The organism is Streptomyces sp. NPDC003943 (assembly GCF_053605265.1).
The window spans coordinates 28,889-53,150 of record NZ_JBSGIW010000026.1 but is presented as its reverse complement, the minus strand read 5'-3'; the positions used below and the strand labels follow the sequence as shown (position 1 = coordinate 53,150).

The window sequence follows — 24,262 nt, the reverse complement described above, 5'->3', positions numbered from 1 at the left end:
CATCCAAGGCACCTCGCAGATGCTTTGAGCTGCGCCCCCGACCCCCATTCCCGCGGGCGTCGCGGGGCGCAGTTTCGTTACAACGATTTCCGAGAGGGCTGAACCGCTCCCATGGCGAAGATCCTGAAGTTCGACGAGGACGCCCGTCGCGCCCTTGAGCGCGGCGTCAACAAGCTGGCCGACACGGTGAAGGTGACGATCGGCCCCAAGGGCCGCAACGTCGTCATCGACAAGAAGTTCGGCGCCCCCACCATCACCAACGACGGTGTCACCATCGCCCGCGAGGTCGAGCTCGAGGACCCGTACGAGAACCTCGGCGCCCAGCTGGTGAAGGAGGTGGCGACCAAGACCAACGACATCGCGGGTGACGGCACCACCACCGCCACCGTGCTCGCCCAGGCCCTGGTCCGCGAGGGTCTGCGCAACGTCGCCGCCGGCGCCTCCCCGGCCGCCCTGAAGAAGGGCATCGACGCCGCCGTCAAGGCCGTCTCCGACGAGCTGCTCGCGACCGCGCGTCCGATCGACGACAAGGCCGACATCGCCGCCGTCGCCGCGCTCTCCGCGCAGGACCAGCAGGTCGGCGAGCTCATCGCCGAGGCCATGGACAAGGTCGGCAAGGACGGTGTCATCACCGTCGAGGAGTCCAACACCTTCGGCCTGGAGCTCGACTTCACCGAGGGCATGGCCTTCGACAAGGGCTACCTCTCCCCGTACATGGTGACCGACCAGGAGCGTATGGAGGCCGTCCTCGACGACCCGTACATCCTGATCAACCAGGGCAAGATCTCCTCCATCCAGGACCTCCTGCCGCTGCTCGAGAAGGTCATCCAGTCCGGTGGCTCCAAGCCGCTGCTGATCATCGCCGAGGACGTCGAGGGCGAGGCCCTCTCCACCCTCGTCGTCAACAAGATCCGCGGCACCTTCAACGCCGTCGCCGTCAAGGCGCCCGGCTTCGGTGACCGCCGCAAGGCGATGCTCCAGGACATGGCCGTCCTCACCGGCGCCACCGTCATCTCCGAGGAGGTCGGCCTCAAGCTCGACCAGGCCGGTCTGGACGTGCTGGGCACCGCCCGCCGCGTGACCGTCTCCAAGGACGACACCACCATCGTCGACGGCGCCGGCTCCTCCGAGGACGTCGCGGGCCGCGTCAACCAGATCAAGGCCGAGATCGACGCCACCGACTCCGACTGGGACCGCGAGAAGCTCCAGGAGCGCCTCGCGAAGCTGGCCGGCGGCGTGTGCGTGATCAAGGTCGGCGCCGCCACCGAGGTGGAGCTGAAGGAGAAGAAGCACCGTCTGGAGGACGCCATCTCCGCGACCCGCGCCGCGGTCGAGGAGGGCATCGTCTCCGGTGGTGGCTCCGCGCTCGTCCACGCCGTCAAGGTCCTCGAGGGCAACCTCGACAAGACCGGCGACGAGGCCACCGGTGTCGCCGTCGTGCGCCGCGCCGCCGTCGAGCCGCTGCGCTGGATCGCCGAGAACGCCGGCCTCGAGGGCTACGTCATCACCTCGAAGGTGGCGGAGCTGGACAAGGGCAACGGCTTCAACGCCGCCACCGGCGAGTACGGTGACCTGGTCAAGGCCGGCGTCATCGACCCGGTCAAGGTGACGCGCTCCGCCCTGGAGAACGCCGCCTCCATCGCCTCCCTGCTGCTCACCACCGAGACCCTCGTGGTGGAGAAGAAGGAAGAGGAGCCGGCGGACGCGGGCCACGGCCACGGTCACGGCCACTCCCACTGAGGCCAGTAGCTCTCAGTAGCTCTCGGTAGTTCGTAACAGGCCGAGGCCCGGTGCTCCCGTCGCGGGAGCACCGGGCCTCGGTGCGTTTCCGGATCCCTTCACGCCTCGACCGCGCCGAGCATGCCCATCAGCCCGAGCAGGTCGTACTGCCACCACCCCTCGACGATCTTCCCGTCCTCCCGGCAGCGGTAGACGGTCATCCCGGTCATGGCCACCCTCATGCCGGTGGGCTGGAGCCCCATGAAGTCCCCGCTGTGGGTCGCGTTCCAGGTCCAGCGCGTGCACACCCGGTCGCCCTCGGCGATCTGGTCGTTGATCTCGAACTCGAAGTCGAAGCCCTTCCGCCACATCTCGGCCTCGCGCCTGAGCGCGTCCATGCCGATGGTGTCCTGCTCGTTGTTCGGGTCGTGGTCGTGGTACGACTCCGCGACCACCTCGTCGAGCGGCGCCAGCTCTCCCTCGGCCCCGAGCAGCTCGAAGAGACGACGGCAGTTGGCCTTGTAGAGGGCCTCGTCCCGGACGACGTCCAGGTCGGTGAAGGTGGGCATCTCGTCGCAGAGCGCGACCATCTCCTTGAAGATCCGGTCCGTCTCGGGGAGCTGCGAATTGCGCATGGCCACGTCGTACGAGGGGAACTCGACGATCTCCACGACATGGGAGGAGTCGGAGCGATCCTTGCCGACGATGCTGTGGGTGGCGGTCCGCCTGCCCTTGGTCGTTTCGATCCACTGGTCCATCAGCCGGTTCAGGTCGTCCGCCCGGCTGGTCTTGAGATCGATGATCTGTACGAAGGTCATGGCGCCTCCCGGAGACGTCCGCGAGCCCGGTAGGACCCTTCCAGTCTAGGTCCGGGAGCGCGGGATGCCCTGGCAGCACGGGGGACGCGCGGGTCCGCGGGCCGCTAGGCCGAGTGCCGGAGGTCCGACGCCCGCACCTCCTCCGCGAACGGCTCGCCCCGCCCGTACCGCGCCACCTCCTCAAGGGCCTGGTCGGCCATCCGGTGCAGCTCGTTGCCGAGCGAGCCGGCCACGTGCGGGGTCAGCAGCACGTTGGGCAGGTCCCACAACGGGGAGTCCGGCGCGGGCAGTTCGGGATCCGTCACGTCGAGGACCGCGTGCAGCCGGCCGCTGATCACGTGCGGCAGCAGCGCGTTCTCGTCGACCAGTGAGCCGCGTGCGGTGTTGATCAGGGTCGCGCCGTCGGGCATCGAGGCCAGCTGCGCGGGGCCGATCATGCGGTGCGTGGCGGGGAGCTGGGGCGCGTGGACGGAGACGACGCCGCTGCGGGCGCACAGCTCGTCGAGGCCGACGAGTTCGACGCCGGGCGGGGGAGTGGTGACGTACGGGTCGTAGAGCAGGACGTCGAGGTCGAAGGGGCGCAGCAGGTCGAGGACCCGGCGGCCGATGCGGGAGGCGCCGACGATGCCGACGGTGCGGCGGTAGTTGCCCCAGGTGGCGGACTCCTCCAGCCAGGCGTGTTCGGCGCGCAGTTCGGCGTATCGCCGTGCCGAGCGGAGGACCTGCTTGCCGGCGAGGAGGATCGCCGCGAGCGTGTACTCGGCGACCGGCAGCGCGTTGGCGGCGGCGGCCGAGGTGACGCGGATGCCGCGCTCCCAGCACGCGTCGGTGATGTGGTGCTTGACCGAGCCGGCGGCGTGGACGACGGCCTTGAGGCGCGGGGCGCGGGCGAGGACGTCCGGGGTGAGCGGGGTGGCGCCCCAGCAGGTGAGGAGGAGTTCGGCCTCGGCGAGGGCGGCGGCGACCTCGGGTGCGGGCGCCGTGAGGTCGTGGGCGACGAGGTGCGGGTCGGTGCGGGTGAGGGCGGCGAGGCGGGCCCGGTGGGCGTCGGTGAGCAGGCGGTCGGAGACGCCCGGGCCCATGGCCAGCAGGAGTCGGGGGCGGTTGTCAGTGGCGGGGTGCATGCTGGGATTCGTGCTCCTCACTTGACGCTGCCGGCGGTCAGGCCCGCCTTCCAGTGGCGCTGGAGGGAGACGAAGGCGACGACGAGGGGGACGACGGCGAGCAGGGATCCGGTGACGACGAGGGGGTAGTAGCCGGGTTCGGCGTGGGCGTTGCTGTTCCACGCGTAGAGGCCGAGGCTCAGCGGGAAGAGCTTCTGGTCCGAGAGCATCACCAGGGGGAGGAAGAAATTGTTCCAGATCGCGGTGAACTGGAAGAGGAAGACGGTCACGAAGCCCGGCATGATCATGCGCAGCCCGATGGACCAGAAGGTGCGCAGCTCGCCGGCCCCGTCGATACGGGCGGCTTCGAGAGCCTCGTCGGGGATGTAGCCGGCGCTGAAGACCCGGGCGAGGTAGACCCCGAAGGGGTTGACGAGGACGGGGACGAGGACGGCCCAGTAGGTGTTGACGACGCCCACCTTGCTGGCGAGCAGGTACATGGGCAGGGCGAGCGCGGTGGTCGGGACGAGCACGCCCAGCAGGACGACGCCGAACAGCTGCTCCTTGCCGCGGAAGTCGTACTTGTCGAAGGCGTATCCGGCGGCGACGCTCACCAGCGAGCAGCCGAGCGCGCCCAGGACCGCGTAGAGGAGGCTGTTGAGGTACCAGTGGAAGTAGATGCCGTCGTTGTAGGCGGCGAGCCGGCTCAGGTTGCCGCCCAGGTCGAAGCCCTCGAAGGAGAAGGCGTCTCCGGCGAGGAGCCCGCCGGCGTCCTTGGTGGCGGCGGTGAGCAGCCAGACGAGGGGGAAGAGCATGTAGACGACGGCGAGGACGAGGGCGCCGTTGACGGCGGCCTTGGACAACCACACGCTCTGGGGGCGGTTGCGGGTGGTGCTCATGCGGCCTTCCCCTTCCGGCTGGTCAGCCTCGTCACCGCGAACGACAGCAGCGCCGCCGTCAGGGCGAGCAGTACGGCCGCGGCGGCGGCCAGGCCGTAGTCGTTGCGGTCGAACGCGGCGGTGTACGCGTACATGTTGGGCGTCCAGGTGGAGGTGACGGCCGAGCCCGTGCCCTTGTTGAGGATCAGCGGTTCGGTGAACAGCTGGAGCGAGCCGATGACGGTGAACAGGGCCACCATCACCAGCGAGGGCCTGATCAGCGGGAGTTTGATGGCGAGGGCCGTGCGCCAGGCGCCGGCGCCGTCGACGGTGGCGGCCTCCAGGACGGAGCGGTCGATGGCCTGGAGCGCCGCGTAGAAGATCACCATGTTGTAGCCGAGCCATTCCCACAGCGCGATGTTGACGACGGAGGGGAGGGAGCCTGAAGGGGAGAAGAAGTCGAAGCCGACGCCGCCGGCCTCCATGGCCTGGACGACCGGGCTGAGCTGGGGTGTGTAGAGGTAGACCCAGATCAGCGCGGCGATGATGCCGGGCACGGCGTGCGGCAGGAAGAGCGCCAGCTGGAAGAAGCGGCGGGCGCGGGCGAGCGCGGAGTCGAGCAGCAGGGCGAGCCCGAGGGCGCCGGCGAGCAGCAGCGGGATGTAGAGCAGGCAGTAGCCGAGCAGCACGCCGAAGCCCTCGCGGAAGGCCCGGTCACCCAGCGCCGCGGTGTAGTTGTCGAGTCCGCTGAAGACGGTCTCGGTGCCGCCGAAGCCGAGTCCCGACTGCTTCTCGGTGAAGAGGCTGAGCCAGACGGCGTAGCCGATCGGCACCACCATCACCGCGGTGAACAGCAGGAAGAACGGGGTCAGCAGGGTCGCCGCCGCGCGGGTGCGGGCCTTCACGGGATCAGCCCTCGACCTTCAGGCCGCGCTTGGTGAGTTCGGCGACGGTGGCGTCGTGGCCGGCCTTCACGGCGTCGGCGATGGTCGGGCCGCCCTTGGCGATCCTGCCGAACTGGTCCTTGATGGTGGTGTTGGTGGTGCCGGTGGTCGGCCCCCAGGCCCAGTTCTTCTGGATGGTCGCGCCGGACTGCTCGAAGAGGGCGTAGATGTCCTCGCCGCCGTAGTAGCTCGCGTCGAAGACGGACTTGGCGACCGGGCGCAGCGCGGTGGCGGCGGGGAAGGCGCTGGAGGTGCCGGAGGCGATGCGGGCCTTCACGCCGGCCTCGGTGGTGGACATCCACTCGGCGAACTCGACCGCGGCCGCCTTCTTCCCGCTGTCCTTGGTGACGGCGAAGGAGGTGCCGCCGAGCATGCCGCTGGCGGGGGTGCCCCAGTTCGGCATGGGCGCGACGGCCCACTTGCCGCTCTGCTCGGGCAGGGTGCCCTTGAGGACGCCCGCGCCCCAGGAGGCGCCGAGGTAGCCGATGGTGGTGCCGTTCTTCAGGGAGCCGGTCCACTCGGGGCTGAAGGAGGCGTTCTTGTGGACGAGGTCGGCGTCGAGGAGGCCCTGCCAGAAGTTCGCGACCTTGGTGGTGGCCGGGTCGGTGGTGTCGATCTTCCAGGTGTCGTTCTCCGCCTTGAACCACTGGGCGCCGGCCTGCCAGGCCATGGCCTCGAAGGTGGTCGGGTCGTCCGGGAAGAAGGTGGCGATGCGGGTCTTGGCGTCGGCCTTCTTGACCTTCTCGGCCGCCGACCTGAACTCGTCCCAGGTCCGGGGGACCTCGACCCCGTACTTCGCGAAGAGGTCCTTGCGGTAGTAGAAGGCCTGCGGGGCGGCGTCGAAGGGCACGGCCCAGCTCTTGCCGCCGAGGGTGGTGAGCTCGACGGCCTGCGGCAGCAGTTTGGCCCGGTCCTGCTCGGTGAACTGGTCGCCGATGTCCTGCAGGGCGCCGGAGGAGACGAACTCGGGGAGCGAGGCGTACTCGATGGAGACCAGATCGGGGGCGTTGCCGGCCTTCACCGCGTTGGAGATCTTGGCGTAGCCGCCGGCGGTGCCCGAGGGGATCTCCTCGAAGGTCACCCGGATGTCCTGGTGCGTGGCGTTGAACGCGTCGACGACGTCCTTGGAGCCCTTGGCCCAGCCCCAGAACGTGATGGTCACGGGCCCGGACGAGTCCTTGGAGGTGCCGGAGTCACCGTTTCCGCCGCAGGCCGTGAGGACGGCCAGGGCGGTGGCGGTGCCGGCTATGACACGGGTGGTTCTGGTCCAACTGCTCCAACTGAGGCTCACGGCACGGCTCCTGACACGGCGGCGTGGACGGGTTGGCCGTGATCCTGGGGCGGTTCATGAGCGAAGTCAAGAGCGAAAGATTGATTGATCGAAAAAAGATCAGACTGTCTGTGTCCGGGACGCGCCGCACGAGGCCCGCACCCGCAGCCGCGGCAGCAGACTCAGATGCCGCCTCGCGGGCTCCTCCCCGGCGCCGCCCGCGGACGCCTCCGCGAGCCGCTCCACGAGCAGTTCCGTGGCGTGCCGGCCCACCTGCCGCTTGGGCGGGGCGACCGCCGTCAGCGGGGTGTCGGCGAGCGCGGCGACCTCGTCGTCGTACGCGATCAGGGCCAGGTCCTCCGGCACCCGCACCCCGAGCTCGGCGAGCCGCTGCACGATCTGGATCGCGTCCACGTCGTTGTGCACGAGCGCCGCGCTCGCCCGCCCCTCGGCCACCGCCTCGTGCAGCGCCCGCACCGCCCGCTCGAAGCCCTCCGGGTCGGTCTCCGCCGGCACGGAGTCGATCACCGCGCGGGGTGCCCGCAGCCCCAGGGTGCCGAGCGCCTCGGCGTAGCCGGCGCGCACCGCGACCGCCGTCGGGCTGTCCCCGCGCGCCACCAGGAGCGGGGTCGCGTGGCCGAGTCCGAGCAGGTGGCGCACGGCGAGCAGCACCCCGTGCGCGTGGTCGGACGACACCCGGTCGAGGCCGTCGAGCGGGCTGCCCGGATCGGCCCGGCGCTCCACGAGCACGGCCGGCACCGGCAGTTCGGCGAGCCAGTCCCCGTACGCGAGCCGGTCCTCGGGCCCGCGCCAGCCGGGCGCCACCAGCACGCCCTCGGCGCCCGCCGCGAGCAGGCCCTCGGTGCGGGCCCGGTCCTCCTCGGGCCGGTAGTCGGAGATCCGCAGGATCAGCCGGGCGCCGGCCCGGGCGGCGGCCTCGTGGGCGCCCCGGATGACCTCGGCGAAGTAGTACGTGGCGGAGGGCGCGAGCAGGCCGAGCACCAGGCCGCCGGCGCCGGTCCCGGACCCCGTGGGCCCCGGGGCGCCCCGCGGCCAGGACACCTGGCCGTGCACCCGGTCGAGCAGCCCCTTCTCGGCCAGCGCCTCGACGTCCCGGCGCGCGGTCACGGGGGAGACGCCGAGCAGCCCGGCCAGGTCGGAGACGCGGGCCGTGCCGCGCTCGCGCACCAGGGCCAGCAGTCGGTCGTGTCGTTCGGCAGCACTCTCGCGCACGGTGCGGTTCCCCCTTGCGGTGGTGGGTGTCACCCGACCTTAGACCAGGCCGGGGTGGAGTGATCGAACGGAAGCAGTTTCGATCATTCGCTCCCTCGCCTCTTGACGTTCGATCGAAGCGTCTTCAGGATTCGGGCGACGCCGAGGTCCCAGCGAGTTCCAGGGAGCATCATGCCCACGCCGCCCGAGAACCGTGAGCTCAGCCCGTACACCGGCTGGACCCGCGCCCACTGGGAGGACGCCGCCGACCGCCTCCTGCTCGCCGTCCGCCCCCACGCCTCCCCCGGCGGCGGCCTGATCGGCCTCCCCGGCCCCCGCCCCAGCTGGTCCGGCGCCCGCTCCGACGGCCTGGAGGGCTACGCCCGCACCTTCCTCCTCGCCGCGCTCCTCGGCAGGGACGCCCACCTCGACCGCTACGCCGCCGGACTCGCCGCCGGCACCAAGAAACCCGGCGGCGACGGGCCCGACGCCTGGCCGCTCATGACCGACACCCGCCAGGCCGTCGTCGAGTCCGCCTCCGTCGCCCTCGCCCTGCGCCTCACCCGCGCCCGCCTCTGGGACCGGCTCGACGACCACGTCCGCCGGCGGACCGTCGACTGGCTGCTCCCCGCCCTGGATCCGTCCCCCGTCGACAACAACTGGTGGCTCTTCGGCCTCACCGTCGCCGGCTTCCTCCAGGACGCCGGCATCGAGACCGACCGCGCCGCCGCCACCATCACCCGCTCACTCGACCGGATCGAGCGCTGGTACCTCGGCGACGGCTGGTACAGCGACGGCGACAACCGGGCCTTCGACCACTACAACGCCTGGGCCCTGCACTTCTACCCGGTGCTGCACGCCCACCTCGCCGGCGACCGGGAACTGCTCGACCGCTACGGACCCCGCCTCCGCGCCCAACTCGACGACCACGTCCACCTCTTCGACGCCAACGGCGCCCCCGTCCCGTACGGGCGCTCCCTGACCTACCGCTTCGCCGCCGCCGCGGCCCCCTGGCTCGGCGCCCTCACCGGACACACCCCGCTCACCCCGGGCGCCACCCGCCGGCTCGCCTCCGGCGCCCTGCGCCACTTCCTCGACCGGGGCGCCACCGACGAACACGGCCTGCTCACCCTCGGCTGGTACGGCCCCTACGAGCCCGTCCTCCAGGCCTACTCGGGACCCGGCTCCCCCTACTGGGCGTCCAAGGGCTTCCTCGGCCTGCTGCTCCCCGCCGACCACCCCGTCTGGACCGCCACCGAGGAGCCGCTGCCCGCCGAACGCGCCGACACCGTGCGGCCCTTCGGCCCCACCGGCCTGCTCGTCCAGACCACCGCGGCCGACGGACTCGTCCGCCTCCACAACCACGGCAGCAACCACGTCGGGGCCGGCGAGCGGGGCGCGGACGACGAGCCCGGCTACGCCCGCCACGCCTACTCCACCCGTACCGGACCCACCACCGCCCCCGATCCCGCCGACAACCACTTCGCGCTGCTCCGGCCCGACGGCACCGCCACCGCCCGCGGCCCCGCCACCCCGCTCGGCGCCGGCCCCGACCGGGCCCTCTCCGCACACCGCCCGCTGCCCGGCGTCCGGGTCGTCTCCGCCGTCCTCGTCCACGGCCGCGCCGAGGTCCGCGCCCACCTCGTCCTCGGCGCCCCGGAAGGGACCCCCGTACGGCAGACCGGCTGGACGGTGCACGACGACGGCCCCACCTCGCAGCTCCACCCGGTCCACGGCTACGGCCCCGACCTGGCCCGACTCCCCAGCGGCGGCACCCTCCAGGGCCCGGCCCCGACCCGTACCCCCGCCCTGCACGGCACCACCACCGGCCCCGCCGCCCTCTTCGTCGCCCTCGCCTCCCTCACGGGAGAACCCCACCCGGCCCCCGTGGCCGACCTCGCAGACGTCCGGGTCACCGGCCCCCACACGCTCACGGTGACCTGGTGGGACGGCACCACCGCACGTCTCGCCCTCGACTGCTGAGGCGGCACGGGGACCGGTCCGAGAACGCCGTGCCGGCGACGGCGGCCCCGAACATCGGCGCGTACGAGGGCCCGGGCGTGGACCAGTGGACCAGTCGTACGAACGCGTCACTGCGGGCCGTACTTGCGGCCCGCCTTCGACGACACCCCGCCGAGCAGCGCGCGCGGTGCCAGCTTCACCACGCCCATCAGCGCCTTGTAGCGGGGATCGGGGATGGACAGCGTCTTGCCCCGGGCCAGGTCGGTGAGCGCCGCGGCCACCAGCTTGTCCGCGTCCAGCCACATCCAGCCCGGGATGTTGTCCGTCCCCATCCCCGCCCGCTCGTGGAACTCCGTCCGTACGAAGCCGGGGCACAGCGCCATCAGCCGCACCCCGCTGCCCGCGAGGTCCCGCGCCGCGCCCTGGGTGAACTGCACGACCCACGCCTTGGACGCCCCGTACGTGCCGCGCGGCACGAACGCGGCCACCGAGGCCACGTTCACCACGCCGCCCCGGCCGCGCGTGCGCATCGCCCCGGCCGCCGCCGAGGTCAGCCGCAGCACCGCCTCGCAGTGCACCTTCAGCATGGTCAGCTCGTCGGCCATGGACACTTCGAGGAAGCGGCCCTTGTTGCCGAACCCGGCGTTGTTGACGAGCAGATCGACCGGGCGCCTGGTGTCGGAGAGCCGCGTCTCCACGGTCGTGATGCCCTCCTCCGTGGAGAGGTCCGCGGTGAGCACCTCGGCCTCGATCCCGTGCCGGTCGTGGAGCTCGGTGGCCTGCTCGCGCAGCCGCTTCACGTCCCGGGCCACGAGAACCACGTCATGCCCGTCCGCGGCGAGCCGCCGCGCGAAGGCGGCGCCGATGCCCGCGGTCGCGCCCGTAATCAGTGCAGTCGTCATACGCGGCACGTTAGCCCGCGGCGTGTGAAGGCCGTGTGCGGGAATCCACCGCCCTCGACGCCTCTCCTTATCGCTCGCCGTACTTGTCGGTGTACCGCTGGACCAGCCCGAGCAGCCCCGACTCCATCCACTCGGCCGCCGGCTGCATCTCCGCCAGCAGCGTGCGGTCGAGGGTCGCCGCGTGGTGCAGCCGGGCGACCGTGATGTCGTGGTCGGGGCGGTGGACGACCTCGATGCGGTCGCCCGCCCTGACCTCGCCCGGGACGATCACGCGGCAGAACGCGCCGGGCCCGGCCGCCGACTCGTTGAAGCGCTTGACCCAGCCGGCCTCCTCCAGGAAGCCGGCGAAGGTGCGGCACGGGATGCGGCCGCCGGTCACCTCCAGGACCACGTCGTCGCCGACCCGCCAGCGTTCCCCGATCAGGGCGTTGTCGACGTCGAGGCCACGGGTGGTGAGGTTCTCGCCGAACGTGCCGGGGGCGAGGGCGCGGCCCAGTTCGCGCTCCCAGTGGTCCAGGTCCTCGCGGGCGAAGGCGTACACGGCCCGGTCGTTCCCGCCGTGGAAGCGCAGGTCGCAGACGTCGTCCCCGGCGACCCCGCTCGCGGCCGTCCCGGGCGGGCCCGGCGCCTCGACCCGTACGGCCCCGGCCACCGGCCGCTTGTCGATGCCGGTCAGGCCCGACGGGGCGTTGGTGTACTCCACGGCCTTGGCCCGGCCCGCGTTCACGCTCAGCAGCTCCATGGACTCCATGGCGGCACCCTAGATCGCTGTCTCAAAGTTGACCAGCGAAATTCGCCTGCGGCCCCAAGAGTCACTTATGCTCGACCTATGATCGAGGCCCGCCACCTCCGTGTCCTGCGCGCCGTCGCCGCCACGGGCTCCTTCTCGGCCGCCGCGCGCGAACTCGGCTGTACCCAGCCCGCGGTGAGCCAGCAGATGAAGGCGCTCGAAGCCTCCGCCGGCACCCCGCTGCTCGTGCGCACCGGCCGCGAGATGCGGCTCACCCAGGCCGGCGAGGCCCTGGTGCGGCACGCCTCCGGCATCCTCGCCGGGCTCACCGCCGCCGAGGAGGAGGTCGCCGCCATCGCGGGCCTGCGGGCCGGCCGGGTCCGCCTGGTCTCGTTCCCGAGCGGCAGCTCCACCCTCGTCCCGACCGCCCTCGCCGCGCTGCGCGCCGCCCACCCCGGCACCCGGGTCTCCCTGGTGGAGGCCGAGCCGCCGCGCTCGGTGGAGATGCTGCGCGAGGGCGACTGCGACGTGGCGCTCGCCTTCCGTTACGGGACCGGGCCGGACGCCGCGGGCCGCGACGCCTGGGACGACCTGGTCGTCCGGCCGCTGCTCGCCGACCGGCTCGTCGGCCTCGTCCCCGAGGACCACCGGCTCGCCGGCGCCGGCTCCGTCGCGATCGGCGAACTCGCCGAGGACCCCTGGATCGCGGGCTGTCCGCGCTGCCGCCGCCAGCTGGTCGACGTCTGCGAGACGGCCGGCTTCACGCCCCGCATCGACTTCGCCACCGACGACTACCCGGCCGTGATGGGCCTGGTGGGCGCGGGCCTGGGCGTCGCCGTCCTGCCGGCGCTCGCCATCGAGTCCGTACGGCCGCGGGGCGCGGTCACGGTCACCGTCGAACCGGCCGTCGAGCGCGAGATCGTCGCCCTGACCCTGCCCGACCTGGCCCAGGTCCCGGCCGTCGCCGCAACCCTCGACGAGCTCGACCGCGCGGCCGCCCGCGCGGCGACCCGGTCGGGCGCGGTGGGCGCGTAGCAACAGCCCCGCGGATTGCACCGGGCTCCCGGCCGGCGGCCCGCGCCGTAGCCCCGGGGGCGCGGGAGGTGGGGACAGGCCCCGGCGGCCGTTCGGCGCATCGGGCCCGGCCCGGGCCGTATGGCGACACGCCCGGCCCGCGCGGTGGTCTCGGCCCGCGTGGCCGTGGTTCGCCGTGGCGCCGGAGGGCGTCGCATCGCTCGCTCGGCGCGTGCTGCCCGCCGCCGTTCGGGTGACGTGCGGGCTGGGCCGTACGAGTGGTCCGCGGCCCGGCCGTACGGGTGACGCCACACCCTCGCCCGGCCGAGCGTGCGGGGGTGTACGGGCGTGCGCCCCGGGGCCGTTCGGGTGAGGCGGTGCGGGCCGTCGGAGTGAGTGCCCCGGACCCGTACGGGTGACGGCCCCGCCGCCGTACGGGGGACGACGGCGGTTGCGGGCCGGGACCGTACGGGTGAGACGGGTCCGGCCGAACGGGGTCGGCGCTTCTCCGGCCCCGGTCCGCCGGACGGGTCCTGCCCGCGCCGCGCGCCCCCGGGCCGCGCACGGTGCGGCGCCCGGTGTGCCGGCCCGTCAGATCCCGTACGGGCAACCCCGGACGAATCCCGGACGAGTCCGATCGGTGAAACGTTCCTTCAGGTCGTGGCGGCCGCCCTCGCCGTCGTCGCCGGGCCGGGTGGCCCGGCTGTCGTGGTGACCAGGCGGTTGCGCGCCCGGCCCATGAGTTCCTCGCGTTCGTCCTCGGTGAGGCCGCCCCAGACGCCGTAGGGCTCCCGTACGGCGAGCGCGTGTGCCGCGCACTCCGCGCGTACGGGGCACCGCATGCAGACCTCTTTCGCCGAGTTCTCGCGCGCACTCCGTGCCGCGCCGCGCTCTCCCTCAGGGTGGAAGAACAGGGAGCTGTCCACTCCGCGGCAGGCCGCGAGGAGTTGCCAGTCCCACAGATCGGCGTTGGGTCCGGGAAGGCGGGAGAAATCTGCCATTGCGCTTGTCCCCTTGAAACCGTGTCGAGTGGATACGGATTGGTGGGCGGGTGGATGGCTGATCGACGGGGGCCCTTCGCCCCTCGTGGGTCTCGGATACCTACGTCTACTGTCTAAGTAGATGTAAATATGACTCATTGCGAATCTAGCCACAGACACCGCAAAAAGGGAAGAAAACCCGCTAAATGGGGCATAGCTTCGGGTGAAGGACGGATGACCTGCGACGCTCTCCTCCGCTTACGGTCCCTCACGTAGAGTGCCGAAGGTCGCCGTCCGACCCGTAACTCTTTCGGGTGACCATCGTTGAGAGTGCGAGGCGGTTGAAGGAACAAGCGCTCGGGCAGGTGTCCGAGGGCGTCAACCGCACAGGTGACCCGACGTACCAGCCCTGGAGGCTCAAGGTGACGCGCATCAGCTGCGAGAGCCGCGGAGGTCAGTCATGACATCCGTCCTCGTCTGCGACGACTCCCCGCTTGCCCGAGAGGCGCTCCGCCGCGCGGTCGCGACCGTGCCCGGCGTCGAGCGCGTGACCACCGCGGCCAACGGCGAGGAAGTCCTCCGCCGCTGGGGCGCGGACCGCTCGGACCTCATCCTGATGGACGTGCGCATGCCCGGTCTGGGCGGCGTGGAGACCGTCCGCCGGCTGCTCTCCGCGGACCCCGGCGCCCGCATCATCATGCTCACCGTCGCCGAGGACCTGGACGGCGTCGCGCTCGCCGTCGCCGCCGGTGCCCGTGGCTATCTGCACAAGGACGCCTCGCGCGCCGAACTGCGGGCCACCGTCACCCAGGCCCTCGCCGACCCGACCTGGCGGCTCGCCCCGCGCCGTCTGCGCTCGGCCGAGATGGGCGCCGCGCCCACGCTGACCGCCCGCGAGATCCAGGTCCTGGAGGGCATGAGTCACGGCCGGTCCAACGCGGAGATCGGCCGCGAGCTCTTCCTCTCCGAGGACACCGTCAAGACGCACGCCCGGCGTCTGTTCAAGAAGCTGGGCGCGTCGGACCGGGCGCACGCCGTCGCGCTCGGCTTTCGCTGGGGCCTGGTCCGCTGACCTGCGGCCGTCGGCCGCATCCCCGTCCGCCGCGGGGCGGACGGGGTGGGCTTGTGTCACTTCCCCGCGGAATGCCGCATCCTTGAAGGCGTGGAGTTCCTCGGGGACGAGACGAGCGAGCCGGCGGAAGACAAGCGGAAGGGGAGGGCGCAGGATATGAGTCCCGGCGCACCTGCTCATAACGCTTCGGTGCACAACTACGGACACGGTGCCGCGAACCAAGCGGCGCCGGGGCACCATGGAGCGATGCGCGACGACGAGACCATGGGGTCACCCGTGCCCGCCGGGCAGGGGGAGATCGGTGCACTCGTACACCGTGCCGTGGACGGCGACGCGCAGGCCACGCACGACCTACTGGCGCGCGTGCACCCGCTCGCCCTGCGCTACTGCCGCACCCGGCTGAACCGGCTGCCCGGTGACGCCCGCCACTTCGTGGAGGACCTCGCCCAGGAGGTCTGTGTCGCCGTCCTGATGGCGCTGCCGCGCTACAAGGACACGGGCAGGCCCTTCGAGGCGTTCGTCTTCGCCATCGCCGGACACAAGGTCGCCGACCTCCAGCGGGCCGCCATGCGGCACCCGGGGTCGACGGCGGTGCCGTCCGACGAGATGCCCGAGCGGCCCGACGACTCGCTGGGGCCCGAGGAGCGGGCGCTGCTCAGCGACGACGCCGAATGGGCCAAGAAGCTGCTCGCCAACCTCCCGGAGAACCAGCGCGAGCTGCTCGTGCTCCGGGTGGCCGTCGGGCTGACCGCGGAGGAGACCGGCCAGATGCTCGGCATGTCGCCGGGCGCGGTCCGGGTGGCGCAGCACCGCGCGCTGAGCCGGCTGCGCGCGCTGGCCGAGCAGTAGTCCGGCGAGTAAGCCTCGCGAGGGCCGGATGTCCCTCACGTACACGTAGGAATGTCCAAAGATCCTTGCTGATCTTGCTCGTGGAATGAGACACGGCCGCAGCCCGTTAGCATGGACATCCGCACCGATCAAGGCCATTGGGGAAGGTGTCATGACCAACGTCGACGGAGTGCCCGAAAAATTCGCGACACTCGGGCTGACCTACGACGATGTGCTGCTGCTGCCCGGAGCCTCGGACATGGCTCCCGACCAGATCGACACCTCTTCGTACATCTCGAAGAACGTGCGGGTGAACATCCCGCTGCTCTCCGCCGCGATGGACAAGGTCACCGAGTCCCGGATGGCCATCGCCATGGCCCGCCAGGGCGGCGTCGGTGTCCTGCACCGCAACCTCTCCATCGCCGACCAGGCCAACCAGGTCGACCTGGTGAAGCGCTCCGAGTCCGGCATGGTGACCGACCCGATCACCGTGCACCCGGACGCCACGCTCGCCGAGGCCGACGCGATCTGCGCCAAGTTCCGCATCAGCGGCGTCCCGGTCACCGACCCGGCCGGCAAGCTCCTCGGCATCGTCACCAACCGTGACATGGCCTTCGAGTCCGACCGCAGCCGCCAGGTGCGCGAGGTCATGACCCCGATGCCGCTGGTCACCGGCCACGTCGGCATCTCCGGCGTGGACGCCATGGAGCTGCTGCGCCGCCACAAGATCGAGAAGCTTCCGCTCGTCGACGAGGGCGGGCTGCTCAAGGGCCTCATCACGGTCAAGGACTTCGTCAAGGCCGAGAAGTACCCGAACGCGGCCAAGGACAAGGAAGGCCGGCTGCTCGTCGGCGCCGCCGTCGGTGTCGCCGGCGACGCGTACGAGCGCGCCCAGGCCCTGATCGAGGCGGGCGTCGACTTCATCGTCGTCGACACCGCCCACGGCCACTCCCGCCTGGTCGGCGACATGGTCGCCAAGATCAAGTCGAACTCCTCGGTCGACGTCATCGGCGGAAACGTCGCCACCCGCGACGGCGCCCAGGCGCTGATCGACGCCGGTGTCGACGGCATCAAGGTCGGTGTCGGCCCGGGCTCCATCTGCACCACCCGCGTGGTCGCCGGCATCGGCGTCCCCCAGGTCACCGCGATCTACGAGGCCTCCCTCGCCGCCAAGGCGGCCGGCGTCCCGGTCATCGGCGACGGCGGTCTGCAGTACTCCGGCGACATCGCGAAGGCCCTGGTCGCCGGCGCCGACACGGTGATGCTCGGCTCGCTGCTCGCGGGCTGCGAGGAGTCCCCGGGCGAGCTGCTCTTCATCAACGGCAAGCAGTTCAAGTCGTACCGCGGCATGGGCTCGCTCGGCGCCATGCAGTCCCGCGGCGAGCAGCGCTCCTTCTCGAAGGACCGCTACTTCCAGGAGGGCGTCGCCTCCGACGAGAAGCTCGTGCCCGAGGGCATCGAGGGCCAGGTGCCCTACCGCGGCCCGCTCTCGGCCGTCGTCCACCAGCTGGTGGGCGGCCTGCGCCAGTCGATGTTCTACGTCGGCGGGCGCACGGTGCCGGAGCTCCAGGCGAACGGCCGCTTCGTCCGGATCACCTCGGCGGGTCTCAAGGAGAGCCACCCGCACGACATCCAGATGACGGTCGAGGCGCCGAACTACAGCAGGAAGTAACAGCGCGCGACGGAAGGGGCGGTTCCGGCATGTGGCCGGAGCCGCCCCTTCGGCGTGGGTCGGGGATACTGGTAGGCGCAGACACAGAGGGAAAGGCCACACATCGTGACTGAGATCGAGATCGGGCGCGGCAAGCGCGGCCGCAGGGCGTACGCGTTCGACGACATCGCCGTCGTACCGAGCCGGCGCACCCGGGACCCGAAGGAGGTCTCGATCGCCTGGCAGATCGACGCCTACCGCTTCGAGCTGCCCTTCCTGGCCGCCCCCATGGACTCGGTCGTCTCGCCGCAGACCGCCATCCGCATCGGCGAGCTCGGCGGCCTCGGCGTGCTGAACCTCGAGGGCCTGTGGACCCGCTACGAGGACCCGCAGCCGCTGCTCGACGAGATCGCCGAGCTGGACGAGGCCGCGGCGACCCGGCGTCTGCAGGAGATCTACGCTGCGCCGATCAAGGAGGAGCTGATCGGGCAGCGCATCAAGGAGGTGCGCGACGCGGGTGTGGTCACCGCCGCCGCGCTCTCCCCGCAGCGCACCGCGCAGTTCTCGAAGGCCGTCGTCGACGCCGGCGTGGACATCTTCGTCATCCGCGGCACGACCGTCTCCGCCGAGCACGTCTCCGGTGCCGCCGAGCCGCTGAACCTGAAGCAGTTCATCTACGAGCTCGACGTCCCCGTCATCGTCGGCGGCTGCGCCACCTACACCGCCGCCCTGCACCTGATGCGCACCGGCGCCGCGGGCGTCCTGGTGGGCTTCGGCGGCGGCGCCGCCCACACCACCCGCAACGTCCTCGGCATCCAGGTCCCGATGGCCACCGCCGTCGCCGACGTGGCCGCCGCCCGCCGCGACTACATGGACGAGTCCGGCGGCCGCTACGTGCACGTCATCGCCGACGGCGGCGTGGGCTGGTCCGGCGACCTCCCGAAGGCCATCGCCTGCGGCGCCGACGCCGTCATGATGGGCTCCCCGCTGGCCCGCGCCACGGACGCCCCGGGCAAGGGCCACCACTGGGGCATGGAGGCCGTCCACGAGGACGTCCCGCGCGGCAAGCTGGTCGACCTGGGCATCGTCGGCACCACCGAGGAGATCCTCACCGGCCCGTCGCACATCCCGGACGGCTCCATGAACTTCTTCGGCGCCCTGCGCCGCGCGATGGCCACCACCGGCTACAGCGAGCTCAAGGAGTTCCAGCGCGTCGAGGTCACCGTGGCGGACGCGCAGCACAAGCGCTGACGCCCCTGGCGTACGCAGAAGGGCCCCGCACCGGGTGGTGCGGGGCCCTTCGCCGTCCGGGGGGGGGCGGGCCTACAGCCGGTGCGCCGCGCCCGCCGGGGTCGCGCCGCGGGTGTCGAGGAGGAGCTGGGCCTTCACGGCCAGGCCCTGGAGGTCGTACGTCCGGTGGTGCTGGAGCAGGATCGTGAGGTCGGCGTGGGCGGCGGCCTCGTAGAGGGAGTCGGCGCGCGGGACCGGCAGGTCGCGGACGCGCCAGTCGGGGACGTAGGGGTCGTGGTAGCTGACGGCCGCGCCCAGGTCCATCAGACGACGGGCGATCTCGTCGGCGGGGGAGCCCTGGCGGTCGGCCAGGTCGGGCTTGTAGGTGATCCCGAGCAGCAGGACGCGGGCGCCGCGCGCGGACTTGCCGTGCTCGTTGAGGAGCGTGGCGGAGCGCTGGACGACGTATCCCGGCATGCGCTCGTTGACCTGGCCGGCGAGCTCGACCAGGCGCAGCGGGCGGTGGGCGCCGATGGTGTCCACGGGCACTCCGTGGCCGCCGACGCCGGGCCCGGGGCGGAAGGCGTGGAAGCCGAAGGGCTTGGTCTCCGCGCAGCGGATGACGTCCCAGAGGTCGACGCCGAGCTCGTGGCAGAGCACCGCCATCTCGTTGACGAGGGCGATGTTCACGTGCCGGAAGTTGGTCTCCAGGAGCTTGACGGTCTCGGCCTCGCGCGGTCCGCGGGCGCGGACGACCTTGTCGGTGAGCCGGCCGTAGACCGCCGCCGCGGACTCGGTGCAGGCGGGGGTCAGGCCGCCGATCACCTTGGGGGTGGCGGCGAAGTCGCGCGCCCCGCCGGGTGTCCGGCTGCCCGGGTCGAGCCGGCCGGGGGAGTACGCGAGGTGGAAGTCGCGCCCGGCGCGCAGCCCCGAGCCGGTCTCCAGGAGCTCGCGCAGCAGGCCCTCGGTGGTGCCGGGCGGCACCGGGGACTCCAGGAGGACCGTGGTGTGCGGGCGCAGCCGGGCGGCGAGGGCGCGGGCGGCCGCGGTGACGGCGCCGAGGTCGAGCGTGCCGTCGGGCGCGGGCGGTGTGGGGGCGCAGATGACGGCGGTGCGGACCCGGCCGAGCTCGGCGGGGTCGGTGGTCGTGCGGAAGCCGGCGGACAGCATCCGGCGGATCTCGGCGGCGGTGAGGGAGCCGTCGACCGGGGGGCGTCCGGCGGCGAGTTCGGCGACGGGGCGGGGGTCGGTGTCGTAGCCGATGGTGTCGACGCCGGCCGCGGTGGCCGCCTGGGCGAGTGGGAGTCCGTGGTGGCCGAGGCCGATGACGGCGAGATCAGCGGGCATGGGGGATGGGCCGTCCTTCCCAGAAGCCGGTTAGCCGGAGGGGACGCGGTGCGCAAGCCCTGTGGACCGAAGGTGACTGACGCAATGTCAGACTAAGCGTAAATATGACCGATATGCGGCATTGCCGGGACGAAGGTCGCCGAGTGTTATCCACAGGGTGGGACAGGGGCGGTGGCTGAAGTCGGTGGGCCGGGACAGAATCAAGTCTGTGAGCCGGACCACACAGGCCCGGTTCGTGTGCTGGACAGACGGGGGACGACGGGAGGCACCAACCGTGAGGACAGCGACACTGGGACCCGCCGAGCGCACCCAGGCGCTCGCGGCCATGGCCGAGCGCGAACTGGACGTACTGGTCGTCGGCGCCGGAGTCGTCGGCGCGGGCACCGCCCTCGACGCCGTCACCAGAGGACTCTCCACCGGCCTCGTCGAGGCCCGCGACTGGGCCTCCGGCACCTCCAGCCGGTCCAGCAAGCTGATCCACGGCGGTCTGCGCTATCTGGAGATGCTCGACTTCGCACTCGTCCGCGAGGCCCTCAAGGAGCGCGGCCTGCTCCTCGAACGGCTCGCCCCCCACCTGGTCAAACCCGTCCCGTTCCTCTACCCGCTCCAGCACAAGGGCTGGGAGCGGCTGTACGCGGGCTCCGGCGTCGCCCTGTACGACGCCATGTCCGTCTCCTCCGGCCACGGCCGCGGGCTCCCGGTGCACCGCCACCTCAGCCGGCGCGGCGCCCTGCGCGTCGCCCCCTGCCTCAGGAGGGACGCCCTCGTCGGCGCCCTGCAGTACTACGACGCCCAGATGGACGACGCCCGCTTCGTCACCACCCTCGTCCGCACCGCCGCCTACTACGGGGCCAGGGTCGCCAGCCGGGCCCGGGTCGTCGGCTTCCTGCGCGAGGGCGAGCGGGTGGTCGGCGCCCGCGTCCGGGACGTCGAGGCCGGCGGCGAGTACGAGATCCGCGCCCGCCAGATCGTCAACGCCACGGGCGTGTGGACCGACGACACCCAGGCCCTCATCGGCGAGCGCGGCCAGTTCCACGTCCGGGCCTCCAAGGGCATCCACCTCGTCGTGCCCAAGGACCGCATCCACTCCAGCACCGGACTCATCCTGCGCACCGAGAGGTCCGTCCTCTTCGTCATCCCCTGGGGCCGGCACTGGATCGTCGGCACCACCGACACCGACTGGGACCTCGACAAGGCCCACCCCGCCGCCTCCAGCGCCGACATCGACTACCTGCTCGAACACGTCAACGGCGTGCTCGCCACCCCGCTCACCCGCGACGACGTCCAGGGCGTCTACGCGGGCCTGCGCCCCCTCCTCGCCGGCGAGTCCGACGCCACCAGCAAGCTCTCCCGCGAACACACCGTCGCCCATCCCGTGCCCGGCCTGGTCGTCGTCGCCGGCGGCAAGTACACGACCTACCGCGTCATGGCGAAGGACGCCGTCGACGAGGCCGTCCACGCGCTCGACAAGCGCGTCGCCGCCTGCGTCACCGAGGACACCCCGCTGCTCGGCGCCGAGGGCTACAAGGCCCTGTGGAACGCGCGCGCCGGCATCGCCGCCCGCACCGGCCTCCACGTCGCCCGCGTCGAGCATCTCCTCAACCGCTACGGCTCCCTGACGGAGGAGATCCTCGACCTCGTCGCCGCCGAACCCGCCCTCGGCGCGCCCCTCCCGGCCGCCGAGGACTACCTGAAGGCCGAGATCGTCTACGCCGCCTCCCACGAGGGCGCCCGCCACCTCGACGACGTCCTCACCCGGCGCACCCGCATCTCCATCGAGACCTTCGACCGGGGCACCCGCAGCGCCCGCGAGTGCGCCGAACTCATGGCCCCGGTGCTCGGCTGGGACTCCAGCCACATCGACAAGGAGGTCGAGCACTACGAGAAGCGGGTCGAGGCCGAACGCGAATCGCAACGCCAGCCCGACGACCTGACGGCCGACGCGGCCCGCCTCGGAGCGCCGGACATCGTGCCGATCTAGGACCTCGGGGGTGTCCTGGGCGTGTCCCGGCGTTCTCGCACTTCGGACCCGGGGGAGGCGCCGGTCGCGGAGTGAGGGACAATGAGCTCTCTTTCAGGGCGGGTTGCCGCAGAACGCGGGAGCTCCGGACGCGGGCGAGAAACAGGGATCGCAGAGGGGACGCATGTCGGAGGCGGAGCAGTCGCGGAACACGGGGCAGGCCCCCCGGCGGAACGCCGCCGCGGGCGCCGCCACCGACGCCGACCGGGACAGGATCCCGGCCGCGCGCACGGCGGACGCACCGGAGGCACCGGAGTCGAAGGACGGGCGTGTGACCGGCGCGCCCGGCGCCGGGCCGGCGCCCGAGCCGGCGCACGATGGCGAGGGCGCCGAAGGCGGCGAGGGCGCACGGGCCACGGACGCGCCGGACGCCGAACCGGCCGCGGCTCAGGACGAACCGGCCACCGGGCGTGCCCCGGTGGAGCCGGAGGACGCGCGGCCGCAGGGCGCGCCGGTGCGCGGATCGGGCGTCGCCGACCCCCGGCGGCCGGTGGACCGGTCCGCGCCGCGCGCCGGAGCGGCGGGCGACAAGGCCCAGGCCGCGCCGCGGCCCGCGGTCGGGCTGACCAAGAGCGCCGGCGGCAGCGGGTCGACGGACGGGGCCGCGCCGGCGGCCGGGTTCGGGGCCGACGCCACCGGAACCGGCGGGCGGGGCCGGAAGGCTGACGCGTCGTCCGCCGAAGGGCGGCTGCTCGCCGGGCGGTACCGGCTCGGCGCGGTCCTCGGCCGCGGCGGCATGGGCACGGTGTGGCGCGCGGTCGACGAGACGCTCGGCCGGACCGTCGCCGTGAAGGAGCTCCGCTTCCCCAACAGCATCGACGACGACGAGAAGCGACGCCTCATCACCCGGACCCTGCGCGAGGCCAAGGCCATCGCCCGGATCCGCAACAACGGCGCCGTGACCGTCTACGACGTCGTCGACGAGGACGACCGCCCGTGGATCGTCATGGAGCTCATCGAGGGCAAGTCCCTCGCCGACGCGATCCGCGAGGACGGCACGCTCACCCCGCGCCGCGCCGCCGAGGTCGGCCTCGCCATCCTCGACGTGCTGCGCTCCGCGCACCGCGAGGGCATCCTGCACCGCGACGTGAAGCCGTCGAACGTGCTGATCGGTGAGGACGGCCGGGCCGTCCTCACCGACTTCGGCATCGCCCAGGTCGAGGGCGACCCCTCGATCACCTCCACCGGCATGCTCGTCGGCGCCCCCTCGTACATCTCGCCCGAGCGCGCCCGCGGCCACAAGCCCGGCCCCGCCGCCGACCTCTGGTCGCTCGGCGGTCTGCTCTACGCGGCCGTGGAGGGCAGCCCGCCGTACGACAAGGGCTCCGCCATCGCCACGCTCACCGCCGTGATGACCGAGCCCGTCGACCCGCCGAAGAACGCGGGCCCGGAGCTGGAGAAGGTCATCTACGGCCTGCTCGCCAAGGACCCGGCCGAGCGGCTCGACGACGCCGGCGCCCGGGCGCTGCTGCGCGCCGTGCTCGACGCCCCCGAGGCGCCGCCGGAGCCGGGCCCGGAGGCGACCAGGGTCGTACCGCTGCCGCCGCTCCCGCCGCTGCCCGAGCGCCCGGCCTCGCCCCCGGCCACGCCCGGCCGGGAGAAGCCGGCCCGCGAGAAGGCCGGCGAGGCGACGGCCGAGCGGCTGCGCGGCGCGCTGAAGTCGGTGCGGAACGCGGCCGCCGGCGCGGCCGCGCCCACGCGCCCGGCCGGTCCCGGCGCCCCGGACCGGCCCGCGCCCGCCAAGGCGTCGCTCACCGACGTCGTGCCGCGCCGGACCCTGGTGATCACCGCCGCGGTCGTCCTCCTCGCGCTGCTCGGCACGATCCTGTACGTCGCCCTCGGCGGCGGCCAGGACGACACCGACCAGGGCAAGGGCGCCACGTCCGGCGGCACCACCGCCTCCGCGGGCGCCGCGTCCGGCGGCGGGAACACCGGCATCTCGCCGAGCGGTCCGACCCAGCAGGGCGGCGGCAAGCCGGCCGCCGACAGCGGCGGCCAGAGCGGCAGCACGCCCAGCGGGACACCGGGCGGCGGCGACCAGGGCGGCGGCGCCGACGACAACGGCAACGGCGGCGGCGCGAAGCTGCCCGCCGGGTACGTCATGGTGACGAACGACCGCTTCCACTTCTCCATGGCGATGCCCGCCTCCTTCCGGCTCACCGCCATAGCGGGCCAGAACTCGGGCGGCATCTTCAACGCCTCCGCGGGCGCCTTCCCGCGCGTCCAGGTCGACTTCAACGACAGCCCCAAGGACGACGCGGCCGCCGCCTGGCGCGCCGCCCTGGCCGCGGTCGCCGCGACCAGCAACGGCTACCGGCACATCGGCATACACCCGGTCTCGTACAAGGGCTATCCGACCGTCGCCGACTGGGAGTTCGAGCGCAACCAGGGAGGCCAGCGCGTCCACGTGCTCAACCGCGGCTTCAAGGTCGACGGCCGGCGCGGCTACTCGATCATGGTCAGCTGCCGCTCCGACCTGTGGGACGCGGCCGAGTGCAAGACGCTGCGGGAGACCGCGTTCGCCACGTTCAGCCCCAAGGACTGACCGGCGGACGTATCGTGAGAAGCCCCGTCCCGAGACC

General features: G+C 72.5%; 19 protein-coding genes. 9 read left to right on the top strand and 10 right to left on the bottom strand.

What is annotated here, in order from left to right:
* Window positions 1-111 precede the first annotated feature (111 nt).
* A complete protein-coding gene (gene groL, locus ACWEV0_RS13870) occupies window positions 112-1,740 on the top strand; it encodes a chaperonin GroEL (protein ID WP_453149380.1) in 1,629 nt (542 codons plus the stop codon).
* A 98-nt stretch (window positions 1,741-1,838) separates the two neighbouring features.
* On the opposite strand, the gene ACWEV0_RS13865 is transcribed toward groL, so the two are convergent.
* The 6 genes from ACWEV0_RS13865 to ACWEV0_RS13840 form a co-directional block, all read right to left on the bottom strand.
* Window positions 1,839-2,537, bottom strand: coding sequence for an ester cyclase (locus tag ACWEV0_RS13865; protein ID WP_453149378.1), 699 nt, complete (start codon window positions 2,535-2,537; stop codon window positions 1,839-1,841).
* 104 nt (window positions 2,538-2,641) lie between these two features.
* Window positions 2,642-3,661: a hydroxyacid dehydrogenase gene (locus ACWEV0_RS13860; RefSeq protein WP_453149376.1), complete on the bottom strand. Its 1,020-nt coding sequence runs from the start codon at window positions 3,659-3,661 to the stop codon at window positions 2,642-2,644.
* A 17-nt stretch (window positions 3,662-3,678) separates the two neighbouring features.
* Window positions 3,679-4,539: a carbohydrate ABC transporter permease gene (locus ACWEV0_RS13855; protein WP_453149374.1), complete on the bottom strand. Its 861-nt coding sequence runs from the start codon at window positions 4,537-4,539 to the stop codon at window positions 3,679-3,681.
* Window positions 4,536-5,423 (bottom strand): carbohydrate ABC transporter permease, encoded by an 888-nt coding sequence (locus tag ACWEV0_RS13850; protein WP_453149372.1) that lies wholly within the window; start codon window positions 5,421-5,423, stop codon window positions 4,536-4,538. The genes ACWEV0_RS13855 and ACWEV0_RS13850 overlap by 4 nt, the downstream gene beginning before the upstream one ends.
* 4 nt (window positions 5,424-5,427) lie before the next feature.
* On the bottom strand, window positions 5,428-6,753 hold the full coding sequence (locus tag ACWEV0_RS13845; RefSeq protein WP_453149370.1) for an ABC transporter substrate-binding protein: 1,326 nt from the start codon (window positions 6,751-6,753) through the stop codon (window positions 5,428-5,430).
* A gap of 99 nt (window positions 6,754-6,852) precedes the next feature.
* A complete protein-coding gene (locus ACWEV0_RS13840; RefSeq protein ID WP_453149368.1) occupies window positions 6,853-7,965 on the bottom strand; it encodes a substrate-binding domain-containing protein in 1,113 nt (370 codons plus the stop codon).
* 171 nt (window positions 7,966-8,136) lie between these two features.
* On the opposite strand from ACWEV0_RS13840, the gene ACWEV0_RS13835 reads away from it, so the two are divergent.
* Entirely contained in the window at window positions 8,137-9,927 is a 1,791-nt protein-coding gene (locus ACWEV0_RS13835) for a DUF2264 domain-containing protein (RefSeq protein WP_453149366.1), read from the top strand.
* Window positions 9,928-10,034: 107 nt separating this feature from the next.
* Here ACWEV0_RS13835 and ACWEV0_RS13830 read toward each other — a convergent pair whose 3' ends face one another.
* A complete protein-coding gene (locus ACWEV0_RS13830) occupies window positions 10,035-10,808 on the bottom strand; it encodes an SDR family NAD(P)-dependent oxidoreductase (RefSeq protein ID WP_453149365.1) in 774 nt (257 codons plus the stop codon).
* 67 nt (window positions 10,809-10,875) lie between these two features.
* Window positions 10,876-11,550, bottom strand: coding sequence for an MOSC domain-containing protein (locus ACWEV0_RS13825; RefSeq protein WP_453149418.1), 675 nt, complete (start codon window positions 11,548-11,550; stop codon window positions 10,876-10,878).
* Between the two features lie 87 nt (window positions 11,551-11,637).
* On the opposite strand from ACWEV0_RS13825, the gene ACWEV0_RS13820 reads away from it, so the two are divergent.
* Window positions 11,638-12,573: a LysR family transcriptional regulator gene (locus ACWEV0_RS13820; RefSeq protein WP_453149363.1), complete on the top strand. Its 936-nt coding sequence runs from the start codon at window positions 11,638-11,640 to the stop codon at window positions 12,571-12,573.
* A gap of 632 nt (window positions 12,574-13,205) precedes the next feature.
* On the opposite strand, the gene ACWEV0_RS13815 is transcribed toward ACWEV0_RS13820, so the two are convergent.
* Window positions 13,206-13,553, bottom strand: coding sequence for a WhiB family transcriptional regulator (locus tag ACWEV0_RS13815; protein WP_403795581.1), 348 nt, complete (start codon window positions 13,551-13,553; stop codon window positions 13,206-13,208).
* Between the two features lie 439 nt (window positions 13,554-13,992).
* Here ACWEV0_RS13815 and ACWEV0_RS13810 point away from each other — a divergent pair, with 439 nt between their 5' ends.
* The 4 genes from ACWEV0_RS13810 (at window position 13,993) to ACWEV0_RS13795 (ending at window position 18,334) form a co-directional block, all read left to right on the top strand.
* Window positions 13,993-14,604, top strand: a complete 612-nt coding sequence (locus ACWEV0_RS13810; RefSeq protein WP_003948568.1) for a response regulator transcription factor — start codon at window positions 13,993-13,995, stop codon at window positions 14,602-14,604.
* 246 nt (window positions 14,605-14,850) lie between these two features.
* Entirely contained in the window at window positions 14,851-15,453 is a 603-nt protein-coding gene (locus tag ACWEV0_RS13805; protein WP_453149361.1) for a sigma-70 family RNA polymerase sigma factor, read from the top strand.
* A gap of 151 nt (window positions 15,454-15,604) precedes the next feature.
* Window positions 15,605-17,104 carry an IMP dehydrogenase gene (gene guaB / locus ACWEV0_RS13800; protein WP_453149360.1) on the top strand — a complete coding sequence of 500 codons (1,500 nt, stop codon included), beginning with the start codon at window positions 15,605-15,607 and terminating at the stop codon, window positions 17,102-17,104.
* 105 nt (window positions 17,105-17,209) lie between these two features.
* On the top strand, window positions 17,210-18,334 hold the full coding sequence (locus tag ACWEV0_RS13795) for a GuaB3 family IMP dehydrogenase-related protein (RefSeq protein ID WP_453149358.1): 1,125 nt from the start codon (window positions 17,210-17,212) through the stop codon (window positions 18,332-18,334).
* 72 nt (window positions 18,335-18,406) lie between these two features.
* On the opposite strand, the gene ACWEV0_RS13790 is transcribed toward ACWEV0_RS13795, so the two are convergent.
* Window positions 18,407-19,660: a nucleotide sugar dehydrogenase gene (locus ACWEV0_RS13790; protein ID WP_453149356.1), complete on the bottom strand. Its 1,254-nt coding sequence runs from the start codon at window positions 19,658-19,660 to the stop codon at window positions 18,407-18,409.
* Between the two features lie 274 nt (window positions 19,661-19,934).
* Here ACWEV0_RS13790 and ACWEV0_RS13785 point away from each other — a divergent pair, with 274 nt between their 5' ends.
* Window positions 19,935-21,641, top strand: coding sequence for a glycerol-3-phosphate dehydrogenase/oxidase (locus tag ACWEV0_RS13785; protein ID WP_453149354.1), 1,707 nt, complete (start codon window positions 19,935-19,937; stop codon window positions 21,639-21,641).
* A gap of 163 nt (window positions 21,642-21,804) precedes the next feature.
* Window positions 21,805-24,225, top strand: coding sequence for a protein kinase domain-containing protein (locus tag ACWEV0_RS13780; RefSeq protein ID WP_453149352.1), 2,421 nt, complete (start codon window positions 21,805-21,807; stop codon window positions 24,223-24,225).
* Window positions 24,226-24,262: the final 37 nt, after the last annotated feature.

Coding starts and splice junctions, on each gene's coding strand:
- groL (WP_453149380.1), top strand. CDS start 112: ATGGCGAAGATCCTGAAGTTCGACGAGGACGCCCGTCGCGCCCTTGAG.
- ACWEV0_RS13865 (WP_453149378.1), bottom strand. CDS start 2,537: ATGACCTTCGTACAGATCATCGATCTCAAGACCAGCCGGGCGGACGAC.
- ACWEV0_RS13860 (WP_453149376.1), bottom strand. CDS start 3,661: ATGCACCCCGCCACTGACAACCGCCCCCGACTCCTGCTGGCCATGGGC.
- ACWEV0_RS13855 (WP_453149374.1), bottom strand. CDS start 4,539: ATGAGCACCACCCGCAACCGCCCCCAGAGCGTGTGGTTGTCCAAGGCC.
- ACWEV0_RS13835 (WP_453149366.1), top strand. CDS start 8,137: ATGCCCACGCCGCCCGAGAACCGTGAGCTCAGCCCGTACACCGGCTGG.
- ACWEV0_RS13830 (WP_453149365.1), bottom strand. CDS start 10,808: ATGACGACTGCACTGATTACGGGCGCGACCGCGGGCATCGGCGCCGCC.
- ACWEV0_RS13825 (WP_453149418.1), bottom strand. CDS start 11,550: ATGGAGCTGCTGAGCGTGAACGCGGGCCGGGCCAAGGCCGTGGAGTAC.
- ACWEV0_RS13820 (WP_453149363.1), top strand. CDS start 11,638: ATGATCGAGGCCCGCCACCTCCGTGTCCTGCGCGCCGTCGCCGCCACG.
- ACWEV0_RS13815 (WP_403795581.1), bottom strand. CDS start 13,553: ATGGCAGATTTCTCCCGCCTTCCCGGACCCAACGCCGATCTGTGGGAC.
- ACWEV0_RS13810 (WP_003948568.1), top strand. CDS start 13,993: ATGACATCCGTCCTCGTCTGCGACGACTCCCCGCTTGCCCGAGAGGCG.
- ACWEV0_RS13805 (WP_453149361.1), top strand. CDS start 14,851: ATGCGCGACGACGAGACCATGGGGTCACCCGTGCCCGCCGGGCAGGGG.
- guaB (WP_453149360.1), top strand. CDS start 15,605: ATGACCAACGTCGACGGAGTGCCCGAAAAATTCGCGACACTCGGGCTG.
- ACWEV0_RS13790 (WP_453149356.1), bottom strand. CDS start 19,660: ATGCCCGCTGATCTCGCCGTCATCGGCCTCGGCCACCACGGACTCCCA.
- ACWEV0_RS13780 (WP_453149352.1), top strand. CDS start 21,805: ATGTCGGAGGCGGAGCAGTCGCGGAACACGGGGCAGGCCCCCCGGCGG.